The 13,134-nt window shown below is 60.9% G+C and carries 12 protein-coding genes; 4 read left to right on the top strand and 8 right to left on the bottom strand.

Features of this window, described 5'->3' with window-relative positions; translation table 11 throughout:
* The first annotated feature begins 64 nt into the window (after positions 1–64).
* Both F8A88_RS11320 and F8A88_RS11315 read left to right on the top strand, forming a co-directional pair.
* Positions 65–1,045 (top strand): amidoligase family protein, encoded by a 981-nt coding sequence (locus F8A88_RS11320; protein WP_161598400.1) that lies wholly within the window; start codon positions 65–67, stop codon positions 1,043–1,045.
* Positions 1,038–1,838, top strand: a complete 801-nt coding sequence (locus F8A88_RS11315; RefSeq protein WP_161598399.1) for a gamma-glutamyl-gamma-aminobutyrate hydrolase family protein — start codon at positions 1,038–1,040, stop codon at positions 1,836–1,838. The genes F8A88_RS11320 and F8A88_RS11315 overlap by 8 nt, the downstream gene beginning before the upstream one ends.
* 198 nt (positions 1,839–2,036) lie before the next feature.
* Here F8A88_RS11315 and F8A88_RS11310 read toward each other — a convergent pair whose 3' ends face one another.
* The 6 genes from F8A88_RS11310 to F8A88_RS11285 form a co-directional block, all read right to left on the bottom strand.
* Positions 2,037–2,333 carry a DUF5320 domain-containing protein gene (locus tag F8A88_RS11310; protein ID WP_161598398.1) on the bottom strand — a complete coding sequence of 99 codons (297 nt, stop codon included), beginning with the start codon at positions 2,331–2,333 and terminating at the stop codon, positions 2,037–2,039.
* 263 nt (positions 2,334–2,596) lie between these two features.
* Positions 2,597–3,895: a (Fe-S)-binding protein gene (locus F8A88_RS11305; protein WP_151151259.1), complete on the bottom strand. Its 1,299-nt coding sequence runs from the start codon at positions 3,893–3,895 to the stop codon at positions 2,597–2,599.
* Positions 3,896–4,110: 215 nt separating this feature from the next.
* The gene (locus F8A88_RS11300) at positions 4,111–5,433 is read right to left on the bottom strand and encodes a sigma-54 interaction domain-containing protein (RefSeq protein ID WP_151151258.1); all 1,323 of its coding nucleotides are present in this window, start codon (positions 5,431–5,433) and stop codon (positions 4,111–4,113) included.
* Positions 5,434–5,620: 187 nt separating this feature from the next.
* Positions 5,621–7,777: a tetrathionate reductase family octaheme c-type cytochrome gene (locus tag F8A88_RS16055; protein WP_151151257.1), complete on the bottom strand. Its 2,157-nt coding sequence runs from the start codon at positions 7,775–7,777 to the stop codon at positions 5,621–5,623.
* Positions 7,774–8,937 carry an NrfD/PsrC family molybdoenzyme membrane anchor subunit gene (nrfD, locus tag F8A88_RS11290; RefSeq protein WP_151151256.1) on the bottom strand — a complete coding sequence of 388 codons (1,164 nt, stop codon included), beginning with the start codon at positions 8,935–8,937 and terminating at the stop codon, positions 7,774–7,776. Before nrfD ends, F8A88_RS16055 begins: the two co-directional genes overlap by 4 nt.
* The gene (locus F8A88_RS11285; protein WP_151151255.1) at positions 8,927–9,829 is read right to left on the bottom strand and encodes a 4Fe-4S dicluster domain-containing protein; all 903 of its coding nucleotides are present in this window, start codon (positions 9,827–9,829) and stop codon (positions 8,927–8,929) included. Before F8A88_RS11285 ends, nrfD begins: the two co-directional genes overlap by 11 nt.
* Positions 9,830–9,941: 112 nt before the next feature.
* On the opposite strand from F8A88_RS11285, the gene F8A88_RS11280 reads away from it, so the two are divergent.
* Complete coding sequence (locus F8A88_RS11280; RefSeq protein WP_151151254.1) at positions 9,942–10,619, top strand: Crp/Fnr family transcriptional regulator; 678 nt, start codon at positions 9,942–9,944, stop codon at positions 10,617–10,619.
* A 10-nt stretch (positions 10,620–10,629) separates the two neighbouring features.
* On the opposite strand, the gene F8A88_RS11275 is transcribed toward F8A88_RS11280, so the two are convergent.
* Together F8A88_RS11275 and F8A88_RS11270 are read right to left on the bottom strand one after the other, a co-directional pair.
* On the bottom strand, positions 10,630–11,241 hold the full coding sequence (locus F8A88_RS11275; RefSeq protein WP_151151253.1) for a hypothetical protein: 612 nt from the start codon (positions 11,239–11,241) through the stop codon (positions 10,630–10,632).
* A 136-nt stretch (positions 11,242–11,377) separates the two neighbouring features.
* Positions 11,378–11,659: a hypothetical protein gene (locus F8A88_RS11270; protein WP_151151252.1), complete on the bottom strand. Its 282-nt coding sequence runs from the start codon at positions 11,657–11,659 to the stop codon at positions 11,378–11,380.
* Between the two features lie 218 nt (positions 11,660–11,877).
* Between F8A88_RS11270 and F8A88_RS11265 the strand changes: the two genes are divergently transcribed.
* On the top strand, positions 11,878–12,822 hold the full coding sequence (locus F8A88_RS11265) for an IS1595 family transposase (RefSeq protein WP_241667428.1): 945 nt from the start codon (positions 11,878–11,880) through the stop codon (positions 12,820–12,822).
* Positions 12,823–13,134 lie beyond the last annotated feature (312 nt).

Genomic DNA, 13,134 nt, shown 5'->3' with positions numbered 1-13,134 from the left:
GCAGGCCCCCGCCACACCAAACGAACGTTCCGGCCCCAAAAACATACGCAAGGGAAAACAATTCATGGAATGGACATATCCGAACAGGCAAAAACGCGACGACGGCCAATACCGGCGCGTGGGATTCGAGCTGGAATTCGCCAGCGTGGGCATGGACCGGCTCGGCAATAAAATCGCCGAGCTCTATGGTGGAGAACTCACAAAATCATCAAAGTTCCGCTACAACATCACGTCCGGGGAATTCGGGGACTTCGGCCTTGAGGTGGACTCCATCCAATTACAGGAGCGCACCTATCTCGCCTTTCTGGAAAAACTCGGGTTCACTCCCGACCCCGACATGCTGGACCGCATCGACGACACCCTGTTCAATCTCGCATCCATTGCGGTGCCGCTGGAGATAGTCACGCCACCCATACCCATGGACAGGATACATGAGTTGGACCGGCTGGAAACCGCGCTCCGGGAGATGCACGCCAAAGGAACCCGCGCGTCCCTGCTCTACGGGTTCGGCATGCAGTTCAATCCCGAAATTCCCGCGCGCGACCCGTTCACCCTGCTTTCGTACCTGCGGGCGTTTTTGCTGCTGCTCGACTGGCTCAAACAAAGCATCAACGTAAACCTGACCCGCAGGATATCCCCGTTCATCAACGATTTTCCTCCGCAATACGTGGCCAAGGTGCTGGACCCGGCCTACAGGCCCGGCCAGACCGAACTCATTGACGACTACATGGCCTACAACCCCACCCGCAACCGGCCGCTGGACATGACCTGCCTGTTCGCTCATCTGGACAAAAAGCGCACGCTGGATTCCATCCACGAACCGCAACTGGTCAAACCCCGCCCGGCCTTCCATTACAGGCTGCCGGACTGCCGCATTGACGAACCCGGCTGGTCCATGGCGCTGGAATGGAACCGTTGGGTCACGGTGGAATGCCTCGCCGCCGACCTCGGCGTCATCGACGCACTGAGCCGCGAATATCTGAAACCGGGCAGGACCCCGGCCCGCTGGGTGGCGTTCCTGAAGGATGCGTACCTCAATGCATAGGCCGCGCATCGGAGTGAGCACACAGGACCGCGGCGGGTTCGCCCCATGGCTGTTCATATGGCTGAACCTGCGCCTTGCGGGCGCCGTTGCCGTGCGCATCACCCCGCGCAGGCCTGCGGACATCGCCGGGCTGCACGGGGTGGTGCTCAGCGGCGGGGCCGACATCACCCCCGGCCTGTATCAGGACGCGGAAAAGCCCATGAGCATACTGGATGCCACCAAGGATACCGAAAAACGCCATCCGTGGTGGATTCACCTCGTGCGCATGCTCGTTTCGCTGGCCATTTTCGTGTTTCGCTACCTTGCAGCGCGCAAAGGTGCACCGGCCACCAGCGAGGCGCGCGACGCACTGGAAGTCCGGCTCCTGCAACAGGCGCTTGAAAAGGATCTGCCCATTCTGGGCATCTGTCGGGGCATGCAGCTGGTCAACGTGGTCTGCGGGGGAACCCTGCACCAAGAAATAGCGGACGTGTACGAAGACGCACGGCATCCCAATACGGTCTTTCCGGTCAAAAACGTCGATACGGCACAGGGCAGCCGCCTCGCGCGCATCACGGGCAGGCAGACCCTGCGCGTGAACGGAATGCACCATCAGGCGGTGGATGCTCTCGGCAAGGGGCTTGAAGTCGTTGCCCGGGACGAATCAGACATGGTGCAGGCGCTGGAAGGCACGGAAAAACGCTTCGTGCTCGGCGTGCAATGGCACCCGGAATACATGATCCAGTTCCGTTCGCAACGCAGGCTCTTCAGAGCCCTTGTTGCTGCGGCCGCCGAATCCGTGCAGCAGGACTGACCGGGACGGGGCGCTCGCGGCTCACTCTTCGCCAGCCAGAGTTTCCTTGAAAAAACCGGCCAGCGCCTCGGCCGGTCCGCGACTCCGTTTTCTAGCGCACCGCGAGAGTCCGCCAACCTCCGAAACAGACTGAAAAGGGCCGCCCGTTGCACCGGGGCAGCCCTTGCAGAGAGGAGGAGTAAGTCAATGAATGCTGCTTCAGGATTTCCACGACTCCAGACGATCCTTGATCCGGGTCGCTTCCTGCTCCAGAAGCTCGAGTCTGTGTTCAAGCGAGGCTTTTTCCTCTTCGGGCGACAGAGCCACCACCGGGGAGGCGACATATGCGCCGCCGTATCCCGGTCCGAAACCGCGGCCAAAACCGCGTCCGAAACCACGGCCGTAGCCGCGTCCGCGACCATAACCGCCGTATCCGGCGCCGGTGCCACAGTTTCCGAATCCGCCGCCTGTCATGGCGCCCATTCCGCGCGGACCTGTTCCGTCAAATCCAGGCATGATGCAACTCCTTGCTGTTATCCCCGGACAGAAACATCACCACTTGCCCTCGTATAAGCATTTTCCGGACCAACACCTTAACAATCTGGGATCATGATCTTTATCGTCAAAAAATGATCAAATGACCCGGCAGCACGGCGTTATTTGTTCCCATCCGCAGGGCCGCGTCTGCGCAGATTTCGCCCACTGCAACAGCCCGCCCCACACATAAGACACAAAAAAAATGCGGCCCGCCCGGATCAATCGAACAGGCCGCGCTCGACTTACAGTCCCACGTTTTGCAGGTCTTCCCCGAGGTATTCGCGTTCGTTCTCGCCGAGAATGCCCAGCGAAAGCGCGATCAGGGTCCACAGGTGCACCACCGGGAACCCGGCCTCGTAGTGCTCGCTCAGGTCGTGAATCTGCGAATGACAGTTGTGGCAGGGCGCAATGCAATAGTCCGCCCCGGTCTGAAGAATCTGGTCCAGCTTGATGCGGCCGTACGCCCGGCGCGCCTCGGTATAGCCGGATTGCAGGAATCCGCCCCCGCCGCCGCAACAATAGTTGTTGGAACGGTTGGGCCACATGTCGATGAAGTTTTCCTCGCCCACCACGGAGCGGATCACGAAACGCAGGTCCTCGGCAACGGGATCGCCCAGCGACTTGCGCACCAACTGGCAAGGGTCCTGAACCGTAAAGGTCACGCCCAAATCCTTGTTCCAGTCGGAATTGACGGGCAGCTTGCCCTCGCGAATCCAGCGCGCATAGCACCGGATAATGCTTTCCATTTCAAAATCATGCTCAACATTGAACTTTTGCAGTCCGGCCCGGACTGCGTAGAATTCGTGGCCTCACTCGGTATTGAGCCAAACCTTGCACCCGAGGTCTTCCACGGCCTTGGCCTTGTTGCGCACCACGGTTTCCCATGCGTCGTCGTCGGCCAGGAACATGCAGTAGTTTTCCGCGGCCCAACCCCTGGTTCCGTAGGTCCAGTCCGCGCCGACCATGTTCAGTATCTTCCAGAGGGGCACCATCTCGTCCGGTTCGGTGACCGGCTCGCGCGAGTTCTGGTTCAGGAAGTAGTATGCGCCCTTCTTGTCGATGGGTGCTTCAAGATTCTCAAAGCCGGGCTGGGTTTCGCGAACCTCTTCGAGCACATCCTCGATCACGAACTTGAAGTCCTCGCTGGACGCGCCCATGGCACTGTTGCCATCCGTATTCAGGGCCTGCTCGCAGGAACCGAGAATACCCTTGGGCCGCTGGTCGCGCGGCCATGTCTGGCGCGCATAATAAACCAACTGCGGAATATCCACTTCCATGGGGCAGGCATAAATGCACCGCTTGCACATGGTACAGAGCCAGACCCACGGCGTGGACATGATGACCTCGTCCTGCCCCATGGCGGCCAGACGCAGGAACTTGCGCGGGCTCATGTCCTCCAGCCCGGTGGCCGGACAGCCCGCGGAGCAGGCCCCGCAGGTGAGGCACATGTTCAGGTTGCCGCCCTCGGGCAGCAACTCCTGCACCTTGTCCATGAACTTGGACTGTTTCACGTCAATGGAAAGCACTGCGGATTCGCCCATGATACCTCCTTGCGGCTTTGCCGGACGCGCAACGCGCCCAGACTATCCGTAAAGAGCAAGAGCAAGGCCAAAATCGCAGAATATCCGGGACCAATGATTTCAACGGATTAGGCAGGCAGGGAAACCAATGATGCAACTGATGTTGCGTTATCGTGTTGCAGTGCGCAACAAACAACGCAACAGATGCAACATCGGCAAAACGCCCTTGTGGCGTATCACAGCCCGTGCTTGCGCCTGCGCCGCCACAGGGTGGTGCGGTCGATGCCGAGCGCCTGCGCGGCCTCGTTCATACGCCAGCCGTGCCGGTCCAGATGTTGGCGAAGCCGTGTGCGCTCGTCGGTCTCGTCTGATGCATCTCCGCCGGGCACTGCCGGACGCGGCCCGGAAAGCAGATAGTGCGGCAGGTCGGCCGCGTGGATGGTCTCGCCGGTGCTCAAAATGACCCCGTGTTCGATGATGTGCCGCAGCTCGCGCACATTGCCGGGGTAGTGGTAATCCAGAAGGACTTTGAGTGCGCGCGGCGAAAGCTCCTGTGCCGTTTTTCCTTGCAACGCCGAAAATTCGTTCAGAAAATGGTCGATGAGCAAAGGGATGTCGCAGCGACGCTCGGACAGCGGCGGCAGGGCAAGCTCCACCACACGCAGACGGTAAAACAGGTCCGGCCGGAACACGCCCCGGTCAGCCATGGCCGCAAGATCCCGGTTGGTAGCGGCCATGAGGCGCACGTCCACGCTCTCCGGGCTGGTGGCCCCGAGGGGAATGTATTGCTGCTCGTCCAGTACCTGCAAGAGTTTGGCTTGCGATTCCAGCGGAATGTCGCCCACCTCGTCCAGAAAGATGCTGCCGCCCTGCGCCTCGGCAAACAGGCCGGGCCTGTCCTCCCTCGCATCCGTGAACGCACCCTTACGGTAGCCGAAAAGCTGCGATTCCAGCAGACTGGCAGGAATGGCCGCACAGTTGACCTTCACGTACGGGCCGGACGAGCGCGGACTCAAGTTGTGGATGACCCGGGCCAGCAGGTCCTTGCCCGTGCCCGTGTCGCCCTGCAGCAGCACCGTGGCCTCGGTGGGGGCGACGACCTCCACGGTGCGAAACAGCCGCTGCATGGCCGGATCGCGCCCCACCATGTCCGAAAAGCGATAGGACTGGCGCACGCATTTTTCCAATGCCTGCCGGGCCGTGAGGTCCACAAAGGATTCCACCCCGCCCAGCACCGTGCCCTGCTCGTCGCGCAGCACCGCGGCGGTGACCTCCAGCGGCACGCGCCGGTTATTCCGGTTCACGATCTCCACGCGCGCCTTGACCACGTTGCGGCCGGAACGCATGGCCTGCTGCAGGTGGCATTTCTTTACGCAGCGGTCGGATCCGAACACGTCGCGGCAGAGTCTGCCCATGGCCTCCTGCGCGGTAAATCCCGTGATGCGTTCGGCCTCGCGGCTGAAAAAAATGATCCTCCAGTCCGTGTCCACGGCAAACACGCCCAGTCCGACGCAGTCCAGAATCCGCTTCAGCCCGGTGGAATCGACCTGCCCGTTCATGACATTTCCTTTGGCGGCCCTCGACGCGCGCCCGAATTCCCTCTTTCATGGTTTTATTACCATAGTTACCCCGGTTTGCATGTTCATGGCAACCCGGCACCGGGAAAGACACTGCTGCACCGCACAAAAAAAACGGCCCCGAACCGCAATGGTCCGGGGCCGCGTTGTCGTTTCCGGGCAATGTCCGCTACTTTGCGGCCGGGCCGTAGCCCAACGGCAGCTGCTTGAAGCGGCCGCCATAGATGATGGGGTCACCCTTGTAGCCGAGTTTCTTGAACTCGATGTAGTTGGTGACGCCGATCAAATCGCCCACGTCGCGTCCTTGGGACTGCATGTACCTGAAGTCCGTGCCCCTTTCCGCCAACTCCTTGAACTTGACGTTCCGGGAGTCCTGATGGCAGCGGTCGCACGTCTTCTCGCCCTTCAGGCTTTCATGGCACTGCACGCAGGAGAGCGCGCTCTCCTTGGGCATGACCTCGTGCTCGATGCGCCAGTACATATCCGTGGCCACCCACATGTATTTGCCGCTGTACGGCAGCTTGGCCTTTTTCATGCCCTCGCCAAAGGACTTCTGCCAGTCCCGGTTCTTCCAGTAGGCGGTCTTGTCGTCCTTGCCGTAAGGATACAGGTGCGGAATGAGCAGATAGCGATGCTCCGCATCCGCGGGCTGGATGCCGGACATGATCTTGAACGGCGTGATCCGCGAATGGGGGTCGCCGATGGAACCGATGGGCTCGGTGATGCGCGTGCGCACGAGCTGCTGCTTCTGTTCAAAGGTCAGCGTTTCGCCGGGCGCGAATCCCTGTGCCTCGGGATCAATGGCGTCGCCGAGCAGCAGGCGGCTCATGAAGCCGTTGTACCAAGCATACTGCGGCTTGGCGGATTCCTTCCAGAGGAAGCTCCCCTTTTTCCAGTTGTAATCCGGCTTGCCGTACTTGTCCTTGCCCACCACACGCTCCGTGTCTCCGGCCGTGGACCAGTCCCACCACGTCTTGGTGGGGCTGCACTTGGAATAGACCGGCGAATGGCAGGTATTGCAGGCCACGGTGGTACTGTGCTTGTTCAGGTGATGGTCCAGCAGGGTGTCGCCATAGTGCGGCGCGGACGTATGGCAGTCCTCGCAGGCCCGGGAACCTTCGGCCACGGGCGCGGACGTGGAACGGCCCGATATCTTGTGGTTGCGGGTCTTGTGGCATTCCACGCAGGAGAAGTCGTACCCGCCCATGTGCACGTCGCAGTTCCGGCTGGGCCAGAACAGCTCGGCGCTCATGTCCGCGTGCTTGACCGCATCGCCCCCGCCGCCGCTGAAGTGGCAGGTGCCGCAGGTCTTTCTGCTGGTGGGGCCGACATTCTTGGCCACATAGTTCAGATCCACCTTGGGATCGGGCATACCCGCCTTGGGCGGGGCCTTGACGTAGCTGCCCGTGGTGTCGTGACACACAAGGCAGTCAATGTTCTTTTCGTTGGTGAAATCAAAGGAAGCGTCCTTCCAACCGTATCCCGCATGGCATGATGTGCAACGAGCCTCGTTGCTGATGGGGGATATTCAGAAATTGTTGAGCGTCGTTGTCCCCTTTCCCGACATGACGCTCTTTCTGTGTTCGGTTGTATACGGCGAAGGCCCGCGCCACAGCCAATGGGCCGTGGACAGCATGTCCTCGCCCGCGGCCTGATGGCAGCGCAGGCACTCCATGGTCACCTGTTGGGGCGTGGGATTTTCCGGCAGCTTGACCAGTTCCTTGTGGTCCACGCTGCGCTTGGCATGACACCCCTCGCACCCCACCGGTCCCTTTTTCATCTTCTCGTGGCAGTCCATGCACTGCATGTGATAGGCCGCCTTGAGTCCGATGCGCTCGGAACCGTCGCCAATGGCCGTTTCCTGATGGCAGGCTCGGCAGGCCACGGTTTCCGGGGCCTTAGGGTCCGCAGGCCGCAGATGGTGGCAGGCCGCGCAGTCGCCGTCCAGCGCTGCGGCGTGCTTGGAATGCATGAACCGCACGGGCTCGTATTTCTTTTCGTAGGTATCAACATACGGACTGTCCAGCAGGATGTAGCTGTGCTTGATGTCCTTGTAGCCGATGCCCATCTTGCGCAGACGCTGCTGTCTGAGCGGCAGGTCCTCCATGAGCACCTTTTCCACGAAAGGATACTTCTTGGTGGCCAGCTTTCTGGCCTCGTCCTGATCCTTGGCCGCCCATCCTGCGGGCATGGGGGTCCTGTCCTTGCGGGACTTGACCACGGGCTCGGCGTCCCCAGCGGGCACCGCGGCCCATGCCGGGACCGAAACCCCGGAACCGACCGCAACGGCTGCAAACGCCAGCCACGCGAGTATGTTTTTCATCATTGGGAAACCTCCTGCTTTTGGGCGGAGAGCACCGGGAAGAAGGTCACGAACACCCGGTACAGGAAGAAGATGGTAGCCACGGCTCCGGCGGTGACCAGCACCTCGCCGATGGCCGGATAATAGGGATGCGACGCATACGGGGCCTTGAACGAGACCACGAACACGTTGAACCGGTTCAGCATGACCCCGGCCACGATCATGAACGCTGCGGAGAACAGCAGCTTGCGCGAACGGCGCACCGCCGGGAACAGCAGCATGACCCACGGCACAATGACGCCCAGCACCACTTCCACAAGGAACGAATTGCTCTGGGCCGAGCCGTCCAGCAGGGTCACATAGGCACCCCGGGCGATCAGGTCGCCCACCTTGATGGCCATGTAGATGCCCAGAAGCAGGATGGTGATGCGCGAGAGCGGGCCGAGCACGTTCATTTCGGAATCCAGCTTCAGCGACGACGTGGCTATGGTCGTTTCCACCACGACCATGGGATAGCCCACGGCAAAGGCCGAGGTCAGGAACAGAAGCGGCATGAGCGGCGTGTGCCAGAGCGGCGAAACCTTGGTGGGCGCGATGACCAGCAGGGTTCCGAGGCTGGACTGGTGCATGCAGGACAACACCACGCCGAGGATGATGAACACCCACATGGTTTTGTCCAGAATGCGGTTCAAAAAGGCCAGCAGGCGAATCTTTTTCCCGAGGCGTTCGGCAAGAACCGGGATGAACTCGATCCAGAGCACGGTCACATACGTCATCACGCACATGGCCACCTCGAACAGGGCCGAGTTGTGGTTCTGGTAGACGATGGGTTTCCAGATGGCCCACGAACGCCCGATGTCAACGAACACCGCGATGGCCACGAAGGTGTAGCCCAGTGCGGCGGTCAGCAGCGCGGGCCGGGTCACGGCCTCGTAATAGTGGCGGCCGAGGATGTGGGCCAGAAACGCGGTGGTGAATCCGCCCGCGGCAAGGGCTACGCCCGAGGCCACGTCCAGCCCGATCCAGATGCCCCACGGGTAGTGGTTGTTCAGGTTGGTGACAGCGGCCAGACCAAAGGTGTAGCGAACCACCAGCGTCAGGGCGGCCGCAATCATGAACACCAGCATGACATAGGTGCCCGGGGTCCAGAACGGCCTGTCCACGGGGTACGGCTTATGCGTCATGGTCTTCCTCCTTGTGCTTGCGGGAGGTGTATCCCATGACCGCGCCCAGCAGACCGAACAGGGCCAGCGGCGACCACAGATAACTGAACAGCGCGTGCTGAATCGTTTCCGAGGTCTGGGGCATGGGCCGCGCGGGCAAGTTCTGGAAACCGACCTTGCCGAAGTCGTCGCCGGAAATGTACAGCCAGCTCGTGCCGCCCACTTCCTTTTCTCCATACACGTGGTCCACGTACCGCGCCGGATCGCGGCTGATGCGGCCCTTGGCCAGCTCCAGCACCTTGTCGCGCTTGCCAAAAGTGATGGCCTCCACCGGACAGATGGAAACGCAGCCGGGTTTCTGGCCCTTTTCCAGCCGGTCGAAACAGAAGGTGCACTTGCGCACCTGCGGCGTGATCGGGTCGTGGTACTCGTAGGCGGGAATTTCAAAGGGACATGCCGCCATGCAATAGCGGCAGCCGATACATTTGCTCACGTCGTAATGCACCGCACCGTCGGGACGCTTGGAAAGCGCGCCCGTAATGCAGGCCGAAACGCAGGCCGGGTCCTGGCAGTGCATGCACTGCACCTTCACGAACGTGGGCGCGAGCTTGTTCCTGTCGTCCATGCGGCCCGGGTAATACCGGTTGATCACGGTATAGACCTTGTCATCGGGTCGGCGTTTGGCGTCGAGGATGGTCAGGTCGTCAAATTTTGTCTCGGGCTCGGGCAGCTTGTTGACCTCGTTGCAGGCCTGCTCGCACTTGCGGCAGCCGACGCAACGGGTCAGGTCCACCAGACACCCGAACGGGTCCGGCGGAGCCTTGGACTCCCACGCCTGCGCCTTGCCGGGCATCGCGACGGCCATGCCTGCGGCCCCCAGCGCCCCCAAAAACTTTCTGCGGGGAATGCTCATGATTATCTCCTCCCTATTCAAACACGATTGTCACACATGAGTACCTGCACCATACCTGCCTCATGGCGTTAGTGCATTGATAACCGTCAATTTTTATGGAAAGAATCAAGTCATGAACACGCATGAACATTTGCGCGGCATCCCCCTGTTCGCGGACCTTGACGACGACGCACTGGGCGCGCTGGCAAAAAGGGCGCGCACCCGCGTGTACCAAGCCTCGGAGCGTATCATCAGCCAGTCGGACGACAGGCAGGCCTTCTTCATCGTGCTTTCGGGACGGGTAAAAATCTTCCGCAGCACTGCGGAAGGCAAGGAGCAGATTCTCTATCTGGTGGAGGAAGGACAGCCGTTCTGCTTCTGCACCGCGTTCACGGACAGGCCGTATCCGGTCAACGTGACCGCATTGGAGGAAAGCCGGGTGGCGGACATTCCGGCCGCGGACATGGAAGACCTCGCCCGCAGGGAGCCGCTGTTGCTGCTCAAGATCATGCAGACCCTCTCCGCCCGCCTGCTTGAGTCCATGAACATGGTCGAATCACTGGCCCTGCTGGGCACGCAGGAACGCATCGCCTGCTACCTGCTGCACGCGGAAGCCGGGTCGCAATCCGAGCCGGGCCAGCCGTTCAGCCTGCCCATCTCCCACCGCGAGCTGGCCAAGATCGTGGGCACCACACCGGAGACCCTTTCGCGCACCATCCAGAAATTCAAACGCGAAAACCTGCTGGAAGCCAGCGGCAAAACCGTTCGCATCCTTGACCGCGAGGCGCTCGCGGCCATGCAGCAGGCATAAATCCTTCGCGTCAATTGCGGCCCAGCCACCAGCCCAGCCCAAAGGCGGCCAACACCCCGCCCCAGCCGAAGCCGGGCCGTGTCTGTTGTTGTCTTTCGGCCCATGTCTCAAGGGCCGCCATTTCCGCGCTCACGTCCAATTCAAGAAACAGATCCAATTCCACGTCCTCGCCGCTTGCATCCATGAACCGTTCGGGATGATTCACCGCATCCACAAGAGTCTGCAAAACCCGCAGCACGTCACGCACCACGCGCTGTTGCACGGCAACCAGCAGCGGTCCGGCCTCTTCGGCTCCTTCAAGCTCGGCACATTTGACCTCGTCCACGGAATCGAGAATCTCGCTCAAGGCGTGCTCAAGGTCATCCATGACCAATTCAATGGCAACGTCGTCAACGGTCCCGCCCAACCGGTTGAGCGCAGCCGCAACTTCGGACGCGCTCTCCCGCAGGCGTTCCAGCATGCCGTCGATGAACCCCGGGCAATCCGAAACCGTTTTCACGTCATATTCGAAACAGTCCGGCCGTCCATGCAGCCGCCGGGAAATCCGGCCCGCCAACGGCCCGGCAAACGCCGCCATGGTCCGGTATTCCTCGGCAATGAAAATTTCAACGTCGTCATCCATGGGAGCCTCCACCGCAAAAGACTATCCGAAAACGAAACGCCGATAAATATGAAAATACCTATTGGGAGACACAAAAAAACCGCGCGCCGTGATCGTGGCACGCGGTTTCCGTCGAAACTCAATGGATCAAAAATGATTACACCTGCAGGGCGGCCACGGCTGCGGCGCACACGGCCTTGGCCGAGCTTTCGTGCTCTACCGCGTATTCCTCGTCACCACGCGCAAACACGGCGCGCCAGCGGGTGTCGGTCATGCTCTTGGGGCAGCAGTCCTTCATGGCAAAGGAAAAGCCCTTTGCCTCCAGCAGGCCGGAGACCTGCAAGGCCGCGTTGATGTCCTGCGCGGCGCAGGCAGGGCAGTCCGATCCCAGCAGCGTTCCCAGTTCCTTTTCCAGCTCTTCCACAGTGCGTTGCGGCATTATTTTTCTCCGACTCTGGTATGTTGTTGCGTTCAATTCGCGACAATCCGGCATGTCGCGCAGGAACTCAACCACCAAAAATCCGTGGCGTCAACATCCGGCCTCCATGCGGACACGCAACAAATCCGGTGCCGAACCTTGCGCAATACCCTGTTCATTGGCAGGGTGGTGCGTGCCCCCTATCATGGGATGATCAAAAAACCGTACAGGGAGAAACCATGCCGGACACGGCCACGCCGCACCATACGCTCGATACGGCCGCACCGGTTCTGTCCGCCTCGGGCGCGCACAAGCCCGCCCCCGGCGAACGCGCCGCATTGGAGCAGGACGAACAGGCCGCCCGCCGGTATCTGCGATCCCTGTGCTGGCCGGATGAAACGCCCCGCTGTCCGCGCTGCGCCAACGCCAAAATCTATTCCCTGAGCAACGACCGCCTGCGCTGCGCGGCCTGCAAGTACACCTTTCGCCCGTTCACGGGACGCTGGCTGGACAACGGCGCCCTGAACTGCTCCCAATGGCTGACCCTGCTGCGGCTTTTTGCAAACGACACGCCCATGGCCGAAATCATGGAAACCCTGAGTCTTTCCTACAACACCGCGTTCAAGGCCACCACGGCCATCCGTTTCGCCATTCTGGCCCACGCCACGGACAGCGCCCAGCTTCTCGGACCGGACACACGGCTGGATTCCTACCTCAAGGGCACACGGCTCACGGGCGGCCCGGCCTGCATGCGCATGGATTCCATCCCGGTCTACGGCATCATGGAAACCGACCAGTGGGTTTTCATCGACCTGATCCCGGGATTCCGTGCGGAAACGCTCTTCCATTTTCATCTCAACTTCCACCTGAAGATCGTGCGCTCCGGGCATCTGGTCTATTCGGACAAATACAAGAACTACGACACGCTGCTGCTCTGCGGCAACGACACCCTGCCCTACGACTGCATCCGCCGCCGCAGGGGAAAGGTGCATGTGGACGAGGCCGAGACACCGTTTTGGGGCTATCTGCTGAACAACCTCAAACGGCTGCGCGGCATTTCCTGCCAGCGGTTTCCGCTCTATCTCAAGGAATTGGAATTCCGATACAACAACCGGGGCAAAGACCTGTTGCCCATGCTGGACAATTACCTGTGCGCGCTGGTGCGGCCCGGAGTCGGGATTTAGCGCGACAAATCAGTAGGAAAAGAATGCCTCCGGCGGCCAAAGAACCTTTTGGGAAAAAGGTTCTTTGGAATCTCCAAAACCGTTTGTGCTGCGTCTGGCCCGCTTCGCGGTCCGGACGCAGGTGTCGTTAAAAGCGCATGACGGAGACATTCTCCTCGTTTGGCATGCCGCTGCATCCTGCGGATGCAGCAGCAGAACAGGGACGACGCGTACAAAACGTACGCGAGAATCTGGTCTTTGTGCAGCAACGCCGCTATCGGGCGGGGCAACCATTCATGCAGGCTGGCGAGAAAGGTTCGAGAGCCAGGCGCA

Origin of the sequence: Pseudodesulfovibrio senegalensis (assembly GCF_008830225.1) — a bacterium.
GTDB lineage: Bacteria > Desulfobacterota > Desulfovibrionia > Desulfovibrionales > Desulfovibrionaceae > Pseudodesulfovibrio > Pseudodesulfovibrio senegalensis.
This window is presented reverse-complemented; position numbering and strand designations above follow the sequence as displayed.

Excerpts from the sequence above, each read along its gene's own strand:
- F8A88_RS11320 (WP_161598400.1), top strand. The coding sequence starts at position 65 with ATGGAATGGACATATCCGAACAGGCAAAAACGCGACGACGGCCAATAC.
- F8A88_RS11315 (WP_161598399.1), top strand. The coding sequence starts at position 1,038 with ATGCATAGGCCGCGCATCGGAGTGAGCACACAGGACCGCGGCGGGTTC.
- F8A88_RS11310 (WP_161598398.1), bottom strand. The coding sequence starts at position 2,333 with ATGCCTGGATTTGACGGAACAGGTCCGCGCGGAATGGGCGCCATGACA.
- F8A88_RS11300 (WP_151151258.1), bottom strand. The coding sequence starts at position 5,433 with ATGAACGGGCAGGTCGATTCCACCGGGCTGAAGCGGATTCTGGACTGC.
- nrfD (WP_151151256.1), bottom strand. The coding sequence starts at position 8,937 with ATGACGCATAAGCCGTACCCCGTGGACAGGCCGTTCTGGACCCCGGGC.
- F8A88_RS11285 (WP_151151255.1), bottom strand. The coding sequence starts at position 9,829 with ATGAGCATTCCCCGCAGAAAGTTTTTGGGGGCGCTGGGGGCCGCAGGC.
- F8A88_RS11280 (WP_151151254.1), top strand. The coding sequence starts at position 9,942 with ATGAACACGCATGAACATTTGCGCGGCATCCCCCTGTTCGCGGACCTT.
- F8A88_RS11275 (WP_151151253.1), bottom strand. The coding sequence starts at position 11,241 with ATGGATGACGACGTTGAAATTTTCATTGCCGAGGAATACCGGACCATG.
- F8A88_RS11270 (WP_151151252.1), bottom strand. The coding sequence starts at position 11,659 with ATGCCGCAACGCACTGTGGAAGAGCTGGAAAAGGAACTGGGAACGCTG.
- F8A88_RS11265 (WP_241667428.1), top strand. The coding sequence starts at position 11,878 with ATGCCGGACACGGCCACGCCGCACCATACGCTCGATACGGCCGCACCG.